General features: G+C 68.3%; 16 protein-coding genes. 8 read left to right on the forward strand and 8 right to left on the reverse strand.

The annotated features are described in order from the left end of the window. Window positions 1-275: 275 nt before the first annotated feature. Both AC069I_RS41860 and AC069I_RS41865 read left to right on the forward strand, forming a co-directional pair. Entirely contained in the window at window positions 276-989 is a 714-nt protein-coding gene (locus tag AC069I_RS41860; RefSeq protein ID WP_478267847.1) for a hypothetical protein, read from the forward strand. A 149-nt stretch (window positions 990-1,138) separates the two neighbouring features. After that, window positions 1,139-2,086 carry a cold-shock protein gene (locus AC069I_RS41865; protein WP_478267848.1) on the forward strand — a complete coding sequence of 316 codons (948 nt, stop codon included), beginning with the start codon at window positions 1,139-1,141 and terminating at the stop codon, window positions 2,084-2,086. A 387-nt stretch (window positions 2,087-2,473) separates the two neighbouring features. Here AC069I_RS41865 and AC069I_RS41870 read toward each other — a convergent pair whose 3' ends face one another. The 6 genes from AC069I_RS41870 to AC069I_RS41895 form a co-directional block, all read right to left on the reverse strand. After that, complete coding sequence (locus AC069I_RS41870; RefSeq protein WP_478267849.1) at window positions 2,474-2,860, reverse strand: hypothetical protein; 387 nt, start codon at window positions 2,858-2,860, stop codon at window positions 2,474-2,476. After that, on the reverse strand, window positions 2,829-4,595 hold the full coding sequence (locus tag AC069I_RS41875) for a hypothetical protein (protein ID WP_478267850.1): 1,767 nt from the start codon (window positions 4,593-4,595) through the stop codon (window positions 2,829-2,831). Before AC069I_RS41875 ends, AC069I_RS41870 begins: the two co-directional genes overlap by 32 nt. Beyond that, window positions 4,592-5,377, reverse strand: coding sequence for a DUF2637 domain-containing protein (locus AC069I_RS41880; RefSeq protein WP_478267851.1), 786 nt, complete (start codon window positions 5,375-5,377; stop codon window positions 4,592-4,594). Before AC069I_RS41880 ends, AC069I_RS41875 begins: the two co-directional genes overlap by 4 nt. Continuing rightward, a complete protein-coding gene (locus AC069I_RS41885; protein ID WP_478267852.1) occupies window positions 5,374-6,018 on the reverse strand; it encodes a helix-turn-helix domain-containing protein in 645 nt (214 codons plus the stop codon). The genes AC069I_RS41880 and AC069I_RS41885 overlap by 4 nt, the downstream gene beginning before the upstream one ends. Further along, entirely contained in the window at window positions 6,015-6,317 is a 303-nt protein-coding gene (locus tag AC069I_RS41890; RefSeq protein ID WP_478267853.1) for a hypothetical protein, read from the reverse strand. Before AC069I_RS41890 ends, AC069I_RS41885 begins: the two co-directional genes overlap by 4 nt. A 225-nt stretch (window positions 6,318-6,542) precedes the next feature. Continuing rightward, a complete protein-coding gene (locus AC069I_RS41895; RefSeq protein WP_478267854.1) occupies window positions 6,543-7,220 on the reverse strand; it encodes an MBL fold metallo-hydrolase in 678 nt (225 codons plus the stop codon). Window positions 7,221-7,327: 107 nt separating this feature from the next. Between AC069I_RS41895 and AC069I_RS41900 the strand changes: the two genes are divergently transcribed. Then, window positions 7,328-8,551: an acyltransferase family protein gene (locus AC069I_RS41900; RefSeq protein WP_478229360.1), complete on the forward strand. Its 1,224-nt coding sequence runs from the start codon at window positions 7,328-7,330 to the stop codon at window positions 8,549-8,551. Between the two features lie 77 nt (window positions 8,552-8,628). Further along, window positions 8,629-11,484: an excinuclease ABC subunit UvrA gene (gene uvrA / locus AC069I_RS41905; protein ID WP_478229361.1), complete on the forward strand. Its 2,856-nt coding sequence runs from the start codon at window positions 8,629-8,631 to the stop codon at window positions 11,482-11,484. Window positions 11,485-11,609: 125 nt separating this feature from the next. Here uvrA and AC069I_RS41910 read toward each other — a convergent pair whose 3' ends face one another. Further along, window positions 11,610-12,251 (reverse strand): fibronectin type III domain-containing protein, encoded by a 642-nt coding sequence (locus tag AC069I_RS41910; protein ID WP_478229362.1) that lies wholly within the window; start codon window positions 12,249-12,251, stop codon window positions 11,610-11,612. 260 nt (window positions 12,252-12,511) lie between these two features. Here AC069I_RS41910 and AC069I_RS41915 point away from each other — a divergent pair, with 260 nt between their 5' ends. Genes AC069I_RS41915 through AC069I_RS41930 form a run of 4 tightly spaced genes read left to right on the forward strand, consistent with a single transcriptional unit; the run spans window position 12,512 to window position 14,954 of the window. Beyond that, window positions 12,512-13,063 (forward strand): sigma-70 family RNA polymerase sigma factor, encoded by a 552-nt coding sequence (locus tag AC069I_RS41915; RefSeq protein ID WP_478229401.1) that lies wholly within the window; start codon window positions 12,512-12,514, stop codon window positions 13,061-13,063. Continuing rightward, window positions 13,060-13,770 carry an anti-sigma factor family protein gene (locus AC069I_RS41920; protein ID WP_478229363.1) on the forward strand — a complete coding sequence of 237 codons (711 nt, stop codon included), beginning with the start codon at window positions 13,060-13,062 and terminating at the stop codon, window positions 13,768-13,770. Before AC069I_RS41915 ends, AC069I_RS41920 begins: the two co-directional genes overlap by 4 nt. Beyond that, window positions 13,767-14,240, forward strand: coding sequence for an SRPBCC family protein (locus AC069I_RS41925; protein ID WP_478229364.1), 474 nt, complete (start codon window positions 13,767-13,769; stop codon window positions 14,238-14,240). Before AC069I_RS41920 ends, AC069I_RS41925 begins: the two co-directional genes overlap by 4 nt. A gap of 9 nt (window positions 14,241-14,249) precedes the next feature. After that, window positions 14,250-14,954, forward strand: coding sequence for a carbon-nitrogen hydrolase family protein (locus tag AC069I_RS41930; RefSeq protein WP_478229365.1), 705 nt, complete (start codon window positions 14,250-14,252; stop codon window positions 14,952-14,954). Here AC069I_RS41930 and AC069I_RS41935 read toward each other — a convergent pair. Continuing rightward, the gene (locus AC069I_RS41935; RefSeq protein WP_478229366.1) at window positions 14,933-16,342 is read right to left on the reverse strand and encodes an MFS transporter; all 1,410 of its coding nucleotides are present in this window, start codon (window positions 16,340-16,342) and stop codon (window positions 14,933-14,935) included. The genes AC069I_RS41930 and AC069I_RS41935 overlap by 22 nt on opposite strands. Window positions 16,343-16,379: the final 37 nt, after the last annotated feature.

The following is a 16,379-nucleotide window of genomic DNA, read 5'->3' on the forward strand; positions in this document are numbered from 1 at the left end:
GCTCTCGGAAGAGAGTTCCGCTCTCAAAGGTACCGCAACGCGCTAGGTGTGTCTACGCCTAGCGCGTTTTTGGTTTCAAAAATATGTTTCTGCAGGTCAGGGGCTGCTTGCTGCTCGGCGCAAGCCGTTCTCCTGGCGTCTTGCTGGCTAGAGCCTCTGAAGTTCACTCGATCGTGTTGCGAATACATGGCCTCGCCAACCGGGAACAGGCCGCGTCGACTCGCTTGGCCGTCCAAGGCCGCATCTGGCCACGGCTAGGGCGGATAATGGCCGCCATGAGTGACACGAAGACCAGTCAGTCCCAGCTCGCGCAGCAGGCGACGGACTTGGACGGCGTGAGGCGTGCCGCCGCAGAACTCGGGGTCGGAGTGCCGCGAGGTTTCCGGTTGGTCGGCGTTGGTGAGGATGGACGGTACATTTCAGGCTGTGCTGGCGGTGCTGACGACCTTCGAGCCGCCATCGCGATCTGCCGCCGTCTCGAGGGTGTGCCCGTCGCAAACTGCTGGGTCGATCCAGATCCTTCTGAAGACGAGAAACCAGCATGGGCTCCGCCCGATGACTGGACAGATACCGATGCCGCTCTCGCCTACCTGGCGGAGAGGGAGCAGCATCCCGAATGGCCACGGATCCACAACAGCCTGGGCGGCGTTGGTGAGTTCTTGCTTGGTGTTGGAGGCAACGCCACCTGGGACGGCCTCAAGTGGTTGGCGCGACGGGCGCGGGCAGCAGCAAGTTCCGAGTTGTCCCGGGAAGACGCGACCCTGATCGGCGGGCACGCTCTGGTGAACGAGTTCGTCAGGTTGGGCTTGGAGCCTCCCAACCTCCAGACTCTGATCTACAAGGCCGACCAGCTCAAGAACGGTGACTGGAGTCTGCTTTTTTACGGGCAGCACGTGGCAGTACGGGTCGAAGTCTCCGGCGCTGAGTCTGGCGACAAGCAGAACGACGTGACCATCCTGACGTGCATCCATGGAATCGGCGGTCAATAAGACCTGGTCTCAAAACTCGGCGTGTCGCTAGGTGAACCAACGGCCCGTCCCTGGCTCCGCACCGCCCGCCTGTGGGCCCGGCCCGACGGACCGGAGGTCTGTCAGAGAGACTGGGGGCCAGTGCCCGCCCTCTCGACCTGGAGTCTTTTATGCCGCAAGGGACCGTTCGTTGGTTCGACGCCGAACGGGGTTTCGGCTTCCTCGCGCCCGAGGACGGCTCGCCGGACGTGTTCGTGCACGCCTCCGAGATCGTCGGGGACGGCGGCGCGAAAGTGCTCCGCGAGGGTCAGGCCGTCGTGTTCGAGGTCGGCGAGAACGACCGCGGGCCCCAGGCGCTGCGTGTTCGCGTTACCGCCGATGCGGCCACCGGCAGCGCCGTGGGCCTGCTCGGCACCGTCAACTGGTACGAGCCGGGCAAGGGGTACGGCTTCGCGTCGCCGGACGGCGGCGGCGCCGACATCTTCGTGCACAGCTCCGCCATCGTGACCGGCGGCGTGGTCACCGAGGGGCAGCGGGTGGCCTTCCTGATCGTCGAAGGCGAGCGCGGCCCGCAGGCCGGGCACGTGATCCCGCTGGGAGCAGGGGCCGGCTCACCCGCTGCGGCTGGTATCGCGGACGGTGCCGACGGCACGGTGGCCTGGTACGACGAGGACAAGGGCTTCGGCTTCATCAACCCCGACTCCGGCGCCGGGGACGTCTTCGTTCACGCCCGGGCCCTGGCCGAGGGGCTGGCGTGGCTCGCGGAGGGCGACCGCGTCGCCTACGAGGTGGCTAGTGGAGACAAGGGCCCGCAGGCCCGCGACGTGCACCTGGTCCGGGGCACCGAGCCGCAGACGGCGCCGCAGCGGTCGGCACCTGCCGGGGCCGCTGGGCCGGCGGCGCGGGACGTGCCCGTACGAGGCGGCGAGGGTGTCGTCGCGCGCTACGACGGCGACCGCGGCTTCGGCTTCATCACCCCGGACGCAGGCGGCGACGATCTCTTCGCCCACGTGTCCGTGATCATGGGGTCGGAGCCGCTGCAGAAGGGTGACCGGGTCCGGTACGCGGTGCGTCAGAGCGACCGGGGCCCGCAGGCCGACCGCATCGAACGCCTCTGAAGAGGCGGCCCCACCGATGGCTGATCACTTCCCGACGAGAGTGCTCGTTCATCCCCGTCGATGGTGCCGTCAGCAACGCGGCTGCAGCCTCCTCCAGGAGATCGATCTCCCTCGTCTTCGACCCGCCGCTGCTGCGTCGTCTTCGCCACGACTGCCCACGATCGACGACTAGGACCGGCAGGTTACGCAGTGACACACCCTTAAGTTTTGAGACCAGGTCTAAGGAATCTATGCAGACCTGTGCGGACCATTTGGGCTCGGGCAGGTGGGTCGGCTCTACCGACACAACCGACTATCGAGCCTGGTTGAACGTACGAAGGCAGTGTTTCCGGTCCGCACGAACGGGTCTGTTGGGTCCGCACACTGCTGTGCGGACCCAACCGACACTCATCGGGCGGTGTTGCCGACCACAGCGCGAATGGTGCTCAAGTCGACGACCGATACGGGATGGAGCGACCCGTTGATTCGCTGACGAGACGGCGTTGGTGGTGGCACACCGTGCCTGCGCAGTGCTTCGCCGAGTGGTTTGGCGTCCCAGCCGATACGAGCCGCAAGGTCAGCTGTCGCCACCAGACCGGTCTCAGCGTCATCGATGGCGTAGACCAGGAGGCTCAGCACCTCAGGAAGCTCGGGATCCTCCAGGTTCTCCGGCGAAACGGACGGTTCGTTGACGGCCGCAGACTGCTGGATGCGCTGCGCTACCTCGTCCGGGAGCTCCCGGATCTGCCGCTCGCCGACCGCGTCACCGGTCAACGTCCCGGCCAGCTCGCGCAACGCACGGCCACGATGGCAGGCCGCCCGGATGGCCTTGATGTGCAGCAGGTGGGTTCGCACGGTGAGCGCCTCGCCGGCGTCGAGGTCGGTTTCGCCGTCCGCGCCAAGCAGGAGCCCGACCCCTCGGTGGGACTTGAGCAGCTTGGAGGCGTCCATTCCGGCCTTGTACGTTCCGGCGCCGAGGATCGTCTCGCTGGCCTGGTAGGTCATGACCTTGAGCGCGAAGCGGGTACCGAGCTGACCACGCAGCTTGTCGGGGATGACCTGCGAGTCCGGCTTCTGCGTTGCCAGGATCAGTACAAACCCTGCAGCGGGACAGCAGCTCCAGGACCTGCTGACCGCGCTTCTTGCCCTTGGGCTGGTCCGAGTCGAGAGGGGTTTCGTCCTCCAAGTAGTTCTGGATCTCGTCCACGGCGATCACCGTCAGCGGCATGTCGTAGACCGGGTTGCGAGTGATTTCGGGGGTTACCTTCGACTCCGGGCAGAGTTCGTCGTCCATCTCGGCGAGCTGTCCGAACCTGTTCTCGACGTCGGCCGCGACCTCTTCGAGCACGGCGATCAGCCGCACGATCGACTCGGCGCGGGCGTTGGGAATGAACCGGTGGGCCACCAGCTCGAACGCCTTCCAGTCCTTGCCTCCTTTGCCGTCGGCGACGATCAGCCGGACGTGCGGGTCCAAGGCGGCGGACGTGACCGGGATCCGGGCCGCGTAGGTCTTGCCCATTCGCGGGATGGCGCCGACCAGCAACGACGTCCACACCAGAGGCAGGTGCACGAGCTGCCCGCGGGCGGTCGTGCCGAAGGGGGTGGGCTGCCAGAAGTCCCAGTTCTCGACATCGCCCAGGGGAGAGTCGACCGGCTTCGCCGCGTACGGGTCGTCATCGGCGATCCACAGCGAGAGCCGACCTGCGTGCCCGCCCTTACCTCGGACACGTTCGGCGATGAGCTGGACTTCGTCGACGGCCAGTGCAGAGGCGAGGTCTTCGCGCTTCGCGATCGCGGTGCTGGCCTTGCGGCTGGCGGGCAGGTCCACGACGACGGCCCAGCCGGCGCTGTCGCGCTTCGGCAGCTGAACGAAGGCGAGCCCTTCGTCCTTACCGATGAGCTTGGCCTCGCGGAAGGCGGTGACGAGGTTGTTGCCGTCCATTGCCCACGCGATGCTGCGCGGCCGGATCACCGCCGACCGTCCGGACTTGTCCTTGCGACGTCCGGCGACCGCCAGCCCGGCGGACACGACTGCGCCAGCGATCCACCAGACGACCGGCCCCTCCACCAAGCTCGCGATCGTGAGACCGCCACCACCGCCCGCCGTGGTGGCGAGTGTCCACCAGCGCCGTCGCACCCGGAAGCGGTGGATCTCCTCGTACCGGTTCGCCAACTGCTGCGCTTGCTTCGCCGCGTCGTAGAAGTCCTTCACCGCCACCCACGACCACCACGCGCGGACCGCGATCGGCACCCCTCGGATTACTACGGCTGGATACCGGGCCGGAGCTAGGACGACATGACGGACGAGTTCCGTGCGCAGCTGACTGACATGGCTGCGGTCGTGCCATCGAGCGGGTAGCCGCGACATGGCCAACGCTGTCAGCGACCGCGCCCGGCGGTACTCCTCATCTGTGAGCAACTCGCCCTCCAGGAGGGGAGCGGCCTTCACCACGTCACCAGCGCTGGCGACCGTTGGCGTTTCCTCGTCGCCAGCGACCTGCGCCACGACTCCTGTCTGTTCGACGGTCATCGGCGATCACCGTCGTTCTCGCCAGTGCTGGTGCGGCTCATCGCCAGCAGGGCGAAGCCGCACACCACCATCAAGCCGTCGAGCACCAGCGGGCCGACGGCGGCCGCCACAGGGTCGTACTGCCAGGCCAGCAGCAGGCCTCGCAGGTGTCCGTAGGAGATGACCGCTGAGCCGACCGCGACGGCACCGGCTCCGCCGTAGCGGGCCAGGCCCCACAGCACCCCTTTGGGCCACGGGATACGGGACAGCGCCTCCACTGCCAGCATCAGCCCGACCGGCCACACTGCCGCCCCGACCTGCGGCGCTATCCCCGGCACCCAACCGGGCGGCTCATGCGGAGCGGGCAGCCAGACGTGCAGCACGTTCGCCGCGATCGACATCACCGAGCCGAACACGAACCCCGCCCATGCGACGAGCCGACCGCCCGCTGCGGCCGGAGTCGACACGTCGTCGCCAGCGCTGACGGGCTGGCCAGCGGTTGGCGCTGTCCCGTCGCCAGGGCTGGTGATCATGGGCGACCGACCAGAGTCGCTTTGCCGGTCGGCAGCGGCGCCGGGATCGGAGACCGGCCACCCGACGCCCTCGTTCGGTGGCTGCCCGCCAGGTTTATCGAGGTTGGCGTTCTCGGTCGCCAGCTCCGCCAGCACCTTGCGGACCGCGTGATCTGTCGCCCCTGTCAACTTCACCAGCGTCGGCCGCCCTGGCGACGGCTGGCCGGTCTCGCGCGCCGTGTCGAGCGCCTGCCGGATTTGGGCCACCAGGTTTCCGTTGGTCACCGTCATCGGGCACCTCCCGCCGAGCCATCGGCAGCCGGGTGGCAGCGCGGGCAACGGACCGAGCGAGCGTGATCGGCATCCAGCCACACCACCCGAGCCGAGACCGGATCACTTGGCCGGGCGTCGCACTGCCCGCACGGCGGCAGGAGCGGCGAGCGCGTCTCGGGCGCGCGCTCGCGCACCGGACGGTTCCCAGGACGGTTAAGGACGGTTCGGGGGCAAGCACTGCCCCCCGTTGTGTCGCTGTTTGCCCCTCGTGCCGACCGAGTTTGCCCCTCGTGCCGCTCAGCGGGCGGCAGACTCTGCCCCTCGTCGACCGAGTTGTCCACAAGCACTTCGGCACGATCGATTGCGAGGTCGTACCCGTTGGGCCGCCGGTCTGCACGCTTCACGTACGCGGCCACGATGTTCGGGTCTGAGGGGCGGATCAGGCCGAGATCTTGCAACCCTCGCAAGGCGTAGCGAACCGATCGCTCGGATAGCCGTGTGTACCGCGCCAGCCTCGCCAGCGAGGGGAACGCGTTGCGGCCATCCGGATCGGCGTGGTTCGCCAACCCGACCAGAACCGCAGCCAGGCTCGACGCGTCGCGGCGCTCGCGGGGAATCGGGGCGGTGTTGAGCGCCCAGTGAATTACCTCAATGCTCACCAGGACACCGCCGAGGACAACGAGAACAGCTCTGCCGCATCAGCTTCGGTGAGACCGATCGTGCCGGTCCGAAGTCGAAGGGCCACCTGACCAGCAACCCAACCGTGGAACTCGTTCCGAGCCTCGGTTTCGGTCACCTCGATCATGGTGCCGACTTGCGCCCAGGAGTCGACCGCGCCTGTTCGCAGCAGCTCGGCGACTACGCACCAACGGCCCGTGGTGATCTGTTGTGCGATCCGGGCGCCGTAGGCGAGTTCGGTGAGCAGATCCTTGGGGTCGGCTTCGCCGTCCTTGGCCATGAACGTCCGCGTACGGGCGGCGGACCAGCGCTCTACCAACGCGCCAAGCGACTGGTGCGGAATATGGGTGAAGTCGTGGGGGACGCGTTCCTCGGCGCCACCGGGACTGGCAGTATTCGGTGCCATGCGGACCTCCAGTGTCCGTCCAGGCCCCGTTTTCGCTGCTCCAACAGCAAACGGGGCCGCCTACTAGGTAGGGCGGCCCCGTTCGGGAACGTCGTCAGCTCACCAGCCGCGTTCGCGCCACTCCGAGATCTTCGGACGCTCCTCGCCAAGCGTGGAGTCGTCGCCGTGTCCCGGATAGAACCACGTCTCGTCCGGCAGTTCGCCGAAGATGCGCGCTTCCAGGTCGTCCAACAGGCTGGCGAACTCCTCCGGACTTGTTGTCCGCCCAGGACCGCCGGGGAACAGCGAGTCGCCGGTGAACAGGTGCGGGTGCCCGTTCGGGTCGCGGTACAGCAGCGCGATGGAGCCGGGGGTGTGGCCGCGCAGGTGGATCACGTCGAGGGTGATCCGTCCGACCTTGATCGTGTCGCCGTGTTCGACGAGGAAGTCCGGCGGGATCGGCAGCGGTCCGGCGTCCAGCGGGTGGGCGGCGGTGTTCGCGCCGTTCGCGCCGGCGACGGCGCCGAGGGCCTGCCAGTGGTCCTGGTGCTGGTGGGTGGTCACGACGGTCTTCAGCGCGGGGCGGTCGGGGCCGTGGCCGATGAGGTCGGAGATCCGCTCCGGGTCGTTCGCGGCGTCGATCAGCAGCGCTTCGTTCTCGGCGCGGCAGACGAGCAGATACGCGTTGTTGTCCATCGGGCCGACCGACAGCTTGGTGATGGTGAGCGCGTCCAGGGTGCGACGGGCGGCGTCGCCGCCGGGGTCGACATGCCCGGTGTAGGTCTCGACGATGTTCACACCGCACACGGTAGTCGTTCGCCTGCAATCGGTTCCACCCGCACAGGCGGCGCACAGGTGCAGGACGTAGGCTCGCGTCGCCCCGCCAGCCGAACCACAGGACGCTCGTGCCCGACGCCTCGCCACGCGCCTCGCGCAAGATCAGCTGGGACGTCCTTCGCGTTGTCGCAGTCTTCGCGGTCATGCTCGGGCACGTCACCCATCAGGGGGCGCTTCTGCATCCCGAACTGGTGGGGTACCCCTTTCGGGTAACCGCTCAGTTCGGCGCGGCCATCCTCCTGGTGATTTCCGCCTTCTTCGTGTGCGCGAGCCTGCGCAAGGGGAAGCCAGGGCGATGGCTGTGGAACCGGGTCGCGCGGCTGGTGCCCGCGTACCTGGTCGCGGTGGTCGTCACCTATGTCGTCGCCCGGTACGCGACGATCCGGTTCAGCGGCTTGCCGTTCCCGCCGGGTCTGTCCGGATTCCTGTTCGGCGTCCCGCAGGGCCCGCCGTCCGATCCGTCGCCCTGGTACGTCCCCACCGGCGCCGATCTGCTCGCCAACCTGGGCATGGTCCAGGAATGGGGCTGGCGGTACGAGCTCTTCTACTATCTCGACGGCGCCTATTGGACGCTGCCGGTCCAGCTCGTCGCCTTCACCGCCGCCGCTCTTCTGTGGCCGCGCCGGTGGCGCACCCACCGGCTCACCGTGGGGTTGCTCTGGGCGCTGATCCTGGTTCCCCTGTTCCTCCGGTTCGTCGTGTTCGACCCGGTTTCCACGCCGAAGCTCGTGGAGACCTTCTACTACGGCCTGGGCCTGCACCGGGTGCACGTCTTCGCCATCGGGATCGCGATCTGGCTGTGGGCGAAACGGAGCCTGGCGCACTGGCATCTCGCGCTGTTCGTGCTCGCCGCCTGCGCGGCGCAGGACCTGCAGGTCTTCCCGTTCCACCAGGCCCTGCCGAATGATCCGGAGCGCTGGCCGTCGGCCATCGGGTTCGCGATCATGCTGCTGCTGGTGTGCCTGGCCGCGCGCGGACCGGACTGGCGGTTCCCCGGTCTCGCCAGGATCGCCCCGGCTGTCACCTGGCTCGCGGGCATCTCGTATGGTCTCTATCTGGTGCACCAGGAACTCGGTTACATCCTGGCCCGTGCCCTGCTGAACGCCGGTGTCCCCGGCTGGCTGCGGCTCCCCCTCGTGCTGGCCGCCGCCGTTTTCGGGGGCTGGGCGATCACCGCCGGTGTGGAACGGCCGGTCCACCGGTGGCTCACCGCTCGCCGGGATCGCCGCGAAAAGCTGGGAAAACCGCAGGTCAAAGACTCGGAACCGGTTTCTGTCGGTGGTGCCTCGTAGCATGGAAGCGGCCGCCCGTGCAGCTATCGACCGGGACGGCGACCGCAGCTGAGAATGAAACCTGAAGGGACCCTGGCGTGGCTGATCGCCTCGTTGTTCGCGGCGCCCGCGAGCACAACCTCCGCGGTGTGGATCTCGACCTGCCCCGCGACAGCCTGATCGTGTTCACCGGTCTGTCCGGGTCCGGGAAGTCGAGCCTCGCCTTCGACACCATCTTCGCCGAAGGGCAGCGCCGCTACGTCGAGTCGCTGTCGGCGTACGCGCGCCAGTTCCTCGGCCAGATGGACAAGCCGGACGTCGACTTCATCGAGGGCCTTTCGCCCGCGGTGTCGATCGACCAGAAGTCCACCTCGCGCAACCCGCGTTCGACCGTCGGCACCATCACCGAGGTCTACGACTACCTGCGCCTGCTCTACGCCCGCGCCGGCAAGGCGCACTGCCCGCAGTGCGGCGAGGCGATCAGCAAGCAGACCCCGCAGCAGATCGTCGACCAGGTGCTCGCGATGGAGGAGGGCACCCGCTTCCAGGTGCTCGCGCCGGTCGTGCGCGGCCGCAAGGGCGAGTACCTCGACCTCTTCGAGAACCTGCAGCAGCAGGGCTACGCACGGGTCGTGGTCGACGGGACGATCCACCCGCTCACCGACCCGCCGAAGCTGAAGAAGCAGGAAAAGCACCAGATCGCCGTCATCATCGACAGGCTCTCGGTGAAGACCAGCTCGCGGCAGCGGCTCACCGACTCCGTCGAGACGGCGCTCCGGCTGGCCGACGGTCTGATCGAGCTCGAGTTCGTCGACCTGCCGGAGAACGACCCGCATCGCGTGCGCGGCTTCTCCGAGAACCTGGCCTGCCCGAACGGCCACCCGCTCGCGATCGAAGACCTCGAGCCGCGGTCGTTCTCCTTCAACGCTCCCTACGGCGCCTGCCCGGACTGCACCGGTATCGGCGTCCGCAAGGAGGTCGACCCGGAACTCGTGGTCCCGGACGACGAGATGTCCCTCGGCGAGGGTGCCATCGCGCCGTGGGCGGGCGGCCAGAGCGCGGACTACTTCATCCGCTTGCTCGAGTCGCTTGCGGAGACCATCGGCTTCCGGATGGACACGCCGTGGCGCAAGCTGCCGGCGAAGGTGCAGAAGGCCGTTCTGCACGGCGTCGACGAGCAGGTCCACGTCCGCTACAAGAACCGCTACGGCCGCCAGCGTTCCTACTACGCGAGCTTCGAGGGCGTCATCCCGTTCCTCGAGCGGCGTCAGGAGCAGACGGAGTCCGAGTACATGCGCGAGCGGTACGAGGGCTATATGCGCGAGGTGCCGTGCCCGGCCTGTCAGGGCACGCGGCTCAAGCCGGAGATCCTCGCCGTCACCCTGGAGCACAAGACGCAGGGTGACCGGTCGATCGCCGAGGTCTGCGCCCTCTCGATCGCGGAGGCGTCGCAGTTCCTCGACGAACTGGAGCTCGGCAAGCGCGAGCAGGTGATCGCCGGCGCGGTGCTCAAGGAGATCCAGGCGCGGCTGCGCTTCCTGCTCGACGTCGGCCTCAACTATCTCTCGCTCGACCGCGCTTCCGGGACCCTGTCCGGTGGCGAGGCGCAGCGCATCCGGCTCGCCACGCAGATCGGTTCCGGTCTGGTCGGCGTGCTGTATGTGCTGGACGAGCCGTCGATCGGGCTGCACCAGCGCGACAACCACCGCCTGATCGAGACGCTGGTCCGCCTGCGGGACCTCGGCAACACGCTGATCGTCGTCGAGCACGACGAGGACACCATCCGCTCCAGCGACTGGGTGGTCGACATCGGCCCGGGCGCCGGTGAGCACGGTGGCCACATCGTCCACAGTGGACCGTACAAGAAGATCTTGCGGAACAAGGAATCGATCACCGGCGCGTACCTGTCGGGCCGCACCAAGATCGAGGTGCCGGCGATCCGGCGCCCGATCGACAAGAAGCGGCAGCTGACCGTCGTCGGCGCGCGCGAGCACAACCTGCGCGGTCTCGACGTGTCGTTCCCGCTCGGCTGCCTCGTGTCGGTCACCGGTGTCTCGGGTTCCGGGAAGTCCACGCTGGTCAACGACATCCTCGCGACCGTGCTGGCGAACAAGCTCAACGGTGCCCGCCAGGTCCCCGGCCGCCACACCCGCGTGAACGGGCTGGCGAACGTGGACAAGCTGGTCCGCGTCGACCAGTCGCCGATCGGCCGCACCCCGCGGTCCAACCCGGCGACGTACACCGGCGTGTGGGACCACGTGCGCAAGCTGTTCGCCGCGACCACCGAGGCGAAGGTGCGGGGCTACCAGCAGGGCCGGTTCTCGTTCAACGTCAAGGGCGGCCGGTGCGAGGCCTGCGCCGGTGACGGCACGATCAAGATCGAGATGAACTTCCTGCCGGACGTCTACGTCCCGTGTGAGGTCTGCAAGGGCGATCGGTACAACCGCGAGACGCTCGAAGTGCACTACAAGGGAAAGACCGTCTCCGACGTGCTGAACATGCCGATCGAGGAGGCGGCCGAGTTCTTCGAGCCGATCAAGGCGATCCACCGGCATCTGGCGACCCTCGTCGACGTCGGCCTCGGCTACGTCCGGCTCGGGCAGCCCGCGCCGACGCTGTCGGGCGGTGAGGCGCAGCGCGTCAAGCTCGCCAGCGAGCTGCAGAAGCGGTCCACCGGCAAGACGGTCTACATCCTCGACGAGCCGACCACGGGTCTGCACTTCGAGGACATCAGCAAGCTGATCGGCGTGATCAACGGGCTGGTGGACAAGGGAAACACGGTGATCGTCATCGAGCACAACCTCGACGTCATCAAGACCTCGGACTGGATCATCGACATGGGTCCCGAGGGTGGTTCCGGCGGGGGCACCGTGATCGCGGAGGGCACGCCGGAGCACGTCGCTTCGGTCGAGGAGAGCTACACCGGTCAGTTCCTCAAGACCGTTCTTGCGTGAGGGCTCGTGAGTGTTAAGGACGGTTCTAACCGTCCTTAACACTCACGAGGGGACCTGGACCAGCCTTCACGGACCCGCGATCGACCGGCAGTCACCTCCGGTAGGTACGCAAGACACCGTTGGCTCTAACCGTCCTTACCACTCACGAGGTCCAGCACCGGCGAAGCGGGCCCGTAGTAGAAGGCGCGCAGCCGGTACGCGGCGCCCTCTTCGCCCGGCATCGTGGCGAGCCCGGCCGACGTCGTCCCCGGATCGGAGACCTCGATCGGCACGAAGTCGGCGGCGCCGGGTTTCTTGATCTCCACAAGGAAACCGTCTTCGTCGCTGGAGCGATCGGCCCAGCTGAACCGCACCATCTCCTCCGGCGCGGGCTCGGCCCGGAACGACGCCGGAGCGGCCGATCGATCACCCGCCCGCAGCGGCACGACGGGTCCGGAAGCGGCGGGAGTCGCGGGGCCGGAAACCGTCACGGCGTCCGAAACGGCGCCGTAGAACGGCCGGATCCGGTAGTAGAACCGCGTTTCCGGCATCAGGTCCGGATGCCGGTAGGACGTCCGCCTCGGCGGCACGAACTGCAGGATCGTGTATTCGCCGTGCGGATCGGTGGTGTACTCGACGATCCGCCCCGCGGCGGCCGGATCGTCGTCGGGCCAGCTCAGGTCGACGTTCACCGGATCGCTCAGTGTCGCGGTGAAACCGGGCTCCTCGCCGCATCCTGACACGAAAGCGAACACCAGCAGCAGAACGGCCACGAGTTTCCTGGGCACGCCCAGACCCTCCCGGGAATCAGGCGGCGGCGGAATCCGGAGGCGTCAGCATACGAGCGCGTCCGATGATCGACAAGACCCCGGTTGAACCGCATCCCCGTGCCGTCCGTGTGGGAGGCAAGAGGAGGCGGCCATGGAGAACCGAGGAGAGGCCGGTGCCGATGCACAGTTCGATCGCGGCGCGCGCCGAACGATCCACTCTGGCCCTGCGGGTTGCAGTACTGTCCTCGCCGACCCAGAAGACCGTCGGGAGGACGCGAGTGGCGATCGGAGGCCGGCGGCCCATGAAGGCCAAAGGCGAGGACTTGGTCCGGCACTTGTACGCCGAACACGGGCGAAGCCTGCTGGCGTACGCGACGAGGCTGACCGGGGACCGCGCGGCCGCGGAGGACGTCGTGCAGGAGACCCTGGTCCGGGCCTGGAAGCACGCCGAAGACCTGGAGAACGACGCGAAGGGATCGGTGCGGGGCTGGCTGCTCACGGTGGCCCGCAACATCATCACCGACCGCGCGCGGGCCAGGGCGGCGCGGCCACCGGAAGTGGCGGAGCCGGAGGAAGGCGTGCCCACCCCGGCGGTGGAGCGGGATCACGCGCAGAGCGTCGTGGACTCCATGGCCGTGCTCGGGGCGATGGACGGCCTTTCCGCGGAACATCGTGAGGTACTGGTGGAGATCTACTACCGGGGCCGGACGGTGGCCGAAGCGGCGAGATCCCTGGGCGTGGCCCCGGGTACCGTTAAGTCGAGATCTTATTACGCGTTACGGGCGCTCAGAGCCGTGATGGCGGGACCCGGGAAGGAGGTGGCGCGATGAGCGCGGTCGGACACGACCAGGGCCAGCTCGCCGCCTACGTCCTCGGCGGGCTCACCCCGGCGGAAGCGGCGACGTTCGAGACGCATCTGGCGAACTGCCCCACGTGCCGTCGTGAGGTGCGCGAGCTGTCGGAACTGCGGTATCACCTCGACGAGGTGCCGCCGGAGGCGTTCCTCGAAGGACCTCCCGACGGGGGAGATCTGCTGCTGCAGCGCACGCTGCGTCAGGTTCGCGAAGAAGAAAGCACCCAGGAACGCAGGCCGCGGCGGCTCCTCGCCGTGGCCGGTGCGGCCGTGCTGGTCGTGGTGGCGCTCGGCGCGGGCGTGCTGGTCGGACGGCAGACGTCGCCCGAACCGTCGACGGTGGCTCTGCCGGTGCCGACGGCGACCGCCCCGGTGCCCGGCACCCGCGATCTCGCGGCGACCGACCGGGACACGGGCGTGCAGCTGGCGGTGCGGGTGGTTCCGGCCGCGGGCTGGGTGCGGCTGCATGCCAAGGCCACCGGCGTCCGCGAAGGCGAGAAGTGCGCGCTCGTCGTGGTGACCAAGAGCGGAGAACGGGTCAACGCCGGCAGCTGGCTCGTTTCGGAGAAAGGGCAGCGCGAGGGCACCGGTGTCGACGGTTCCGCGTTGGTCGCCCCTGGCGACGTGGCCTCGGTCGACGTCGTGACCACGGACGGCCGGAACCTGGTGTCGGCGCGGGTATGACCGATTCGCTCGCGGGTCGCGGAGGCGGTTGGTACCGCTTCCGCGACACGTGGGTGCTCCCTGCCTCGCCCAAGACGGTTTTCGACGCCGTCGTCGACCTGGCCGCGTATCCGCTGTGGTGGCGCGATGTCCGGTCGGTCAGCCAGGTCGACGAGGACACCGCCGAACTCGTCTGCCGGTCCAGGCTGCCGTACGCGCTGACCGTCCGGATGCGCCGGGACCGGCAGGACGAGCGCGAGGGCCGGGTGCGGGTCCTGCTCAGCGGCGATCTCGAAGGGATGCTGGCCGGCGCGCTGATGGCGGTGGGCAGCGGCACCAGACTGGAGATCACGCAGGAGGTCGAGGCGCGGAAGCCGTTGCTGCGCAAGCTCGATCGGATCGCGCGGCCGGTGTTCCGGATCAACCACGCGCTCATGATGCGGCGGGGGCAAAACGGATTACGGGGATATCTGGGAGCGGCCGCGGGTTAGGCTCCCGCCATGCGTGTCGCCACCGTGCAGCCGTACACCGTCCCCGCGGATCTTTCCGCGAACATCGCCGAACACGCGAGACTTCTCCGGATCGCGGACGCCGATCTCTGCGTCTTCCCCGAACTTTCCTTGACCGGCTTGGAGTTCGAGGCGCTCGCCGCCGATCCGGGACTCTGGCTGTCCTCGGACGATCCCCGCCTCGAACCGCTCCGGGAGGCGTGCCGGGCCAGTGGTGTCCATGCCGTCATCGGCCTTCCGCTCGTGGAGGACGGACGGCGGTTCATCGGTTCGCTCGTCCTCGGCCCGGCCGGGGAAACCGTTGCCACCTATGCGAAACGCACCCTGCACGGCAGCGAGGAAGAACTGTTCGAACCAGGCGCGCGGCAGGTGATCATCGAGGTCGGTGGCAGGCGTCTCGGCCTCGCGATCTGCCTCGACGCGGCGAACCCGGACCATGCGCGGGAGCTTGCCGAGGCGGGCGCCGAGGTCTACGTCCTCAGCGCGCTCTTCAGTGAGGGCCAGGAACAGCGGCTGCTCGACCAGGTCGGCGTCGCGGCCGGGTATGGGATGTGGGTCGTGCTCTCCCAGTTTTCCGGCAAGACCGGCGGGATGGCCGCGTTCGGTGGCAGCGGGGTCTGGAAACCCGGAGGCGCCGCCGAGGTACGCCTCGGCGGCGAGGTCTCCGAGTGGGCCTACGCGACGATTGCTTCCTGAACTTTCCGGGTGCGAAGGAACACCATCGCGGAGAAGACGGCGAGAGCGAGCAGTCCGGCGCTCAACGCGTACGCCGTCCGGTAGCCACTGGTGAGCGCCTCGGGAATCGCGGTGCCCCCGGCCAGGAGCGAGCCGGTGCGGGACGCGGCAGCGGTCGCGAGCACGGCGGTCCCGATGGCCGCGCCGATCTGCTGCGTGGTGTTGATCAGCCCTGAAGCGACCCCGGTGTCTGCGGGGGCGACGCCGGACATCGCCTGTCCCATCAGCGCCGGCATCGCCGCGCCGAACCCGATGCCCATCAGGACGAGCGCGGGCAGGACGTCCGTCGCGTAGTCGCCGTCCGCCTCGACGGTGGCGAGGAAACCGAGCGCCAGCGTGACCAGGGAAAGCCCGGTGACGAGTACCGTTCGTGCCCCGAAGCGGTGGTTCAGCCGCTCGGCGAAGACCAGGGACATCACCGCGATCGAGAGCGGGGCGGGCAGGAAGGCGAACCCGGTGCTCAGCGCGTCGAGCCGGAGTACGCGCTGCAGGTAGAGCGCGGTGATGAACTGGAAGCCGAACAGCCCGGCGACCATCAGCACCATCACCGTGTTCGCCCCGGACACCGCGCGGAGGCGGAAGATCCGCAGCGGCAGCAGCGGTTGACGGGCCTTCGCTTGCCGGAGCACGAATCCGGCGAGAAGCAGCAGCGACACCGCGAGCAACCCGAGCGTGCGGGCGTCGGCCCAGGTGTACTCCTCGGCCTTGACGATCGTGTAGACCAGGAGCATCAGCCCGCTGGTGACCAGTCCAGCGCCGGTGACGTCGGTGCCGCCGCGCAGCCCGGGGCCCGTGTCGTCGGCGAGCAGCCGGACGGCCAGCGCGATCGCGATCGCGCCGATCGGCAGGTTGACGAAGAACGTCCAATGCCAGTCGAGCAGCTGGGTGAGCGTTCCGCCCGCGATGAGCCCGATCGACGATCCGGCGGCCTGGGTGAAGCTGTAGACGCCGATGGCCTTCGCCCGTGCCCGCGGTTCCGGGTAGAGCGTGGTGATCATGCCGAGCACGACGGCCGACGCCAGCGCGCCGCCCGCGCCCTGCAGAAAACGGAACACGATGAGCTGCGCCTGGTCCTGCGCGATTCCGCACAGCAGGGAGGCGAGCGTGAACAGGCCGAGCCCGGCGAGGAAGACCCGTTTCCGGCCGATCAGGTCGCCCAGTCTGCCGGACAACAGGAGCAGCCCGGCGAACGCGATCAGATAGGCGTTGACCACCCAGGCGAGGGTGGACGGCGTGAAGCCGAGGTCGTTCTGGATCGCGGGCAGCGCGACGGCGACGATCGAGCCGTCGAGGACGACCATCAGCGAGACGGCGCAAAGGACGGCGAGGGCGAGAGCGCGCTGTGGCATGAAGAATCCCATTCGGAAGAGTTCCCCAGGTGATGCT

The sequence above is a fragment of the Amycolatopsis sp. NPDC043885 genome (genome assembly GCF_056435685.1).

What these genes read in the sequence shown, in the direction of transcription:
- AC069I_RS41860 (WP_478267847.1), top strand. Translation starts at nt 276, where the DNA reads ATGAGTGACACGAAGACCAGTCAGTCCCAGCTCGCGCAGCAGGCGACG.
- AC069I_RS41865 (WP_478267848.1), top strand. Translation starts at nt 1,139, where the DNA reads ATGCCGCAAGGGACCGTTCGTTGGTTCGACGCCGAACGGGGTTTCGGC.
- AC069I_RS41875 (WP_478267850.1), bottom strand. Translation starts at nt 4,595, where the DNA reads ATGACCGTCGAACAGACAGGAGTCGTGGCGCAGGTCGCTGGCGACGAG.
- AC069I_RS41880 (WP_478267851.1), bottom strand. Translation starts at nt 5,377, where the DNA reads ATGACGGTGACCAACGGAAACCTGGTGGCCCAAATCCGGCAGGCGCTC.
- AC069I_RS41890 (WP_478267853.1), bottom strand. Translation starts at nt 6,317, where the DNA reads ATGGCCAAGGACGGCGAAGCCGACCCCAAGGATCTGCTCACCGAACTC.
- AC069I_RS41920 (WP_478229363.1), top strand. Translation starts at nt 13,060, where the DNA reads ATGAGCGCGGTCGGACACGACCAGGGCCAGCTCGCCGCCTACGTCCTC.
- AC069I_RS41925 (WP_478229364.1), top strand. Translation starts at nt 13,767, where the DNA reads ATGACCGATTCGCTCGCGGGTCGCGGAGGCGGTTGGTACCGCTTCCGC.
- AC069I_RS41930 (WP_478229365.1), top strand. Translation starts at nt 14,250, where the DNA reads ATGCGTGTCGCCACCGTGCAGCCGTACACCGTCCCCGCGGATCTTTCC.
- AC069I_RS41935 (WP_478229366.1), bottom strand. Translation starts at nt 16,342, where the DNA reads ATGCCACAGCGCGCTCTCGCCCTCGCCGTCCTTTGCGCCGTCTCGCTG.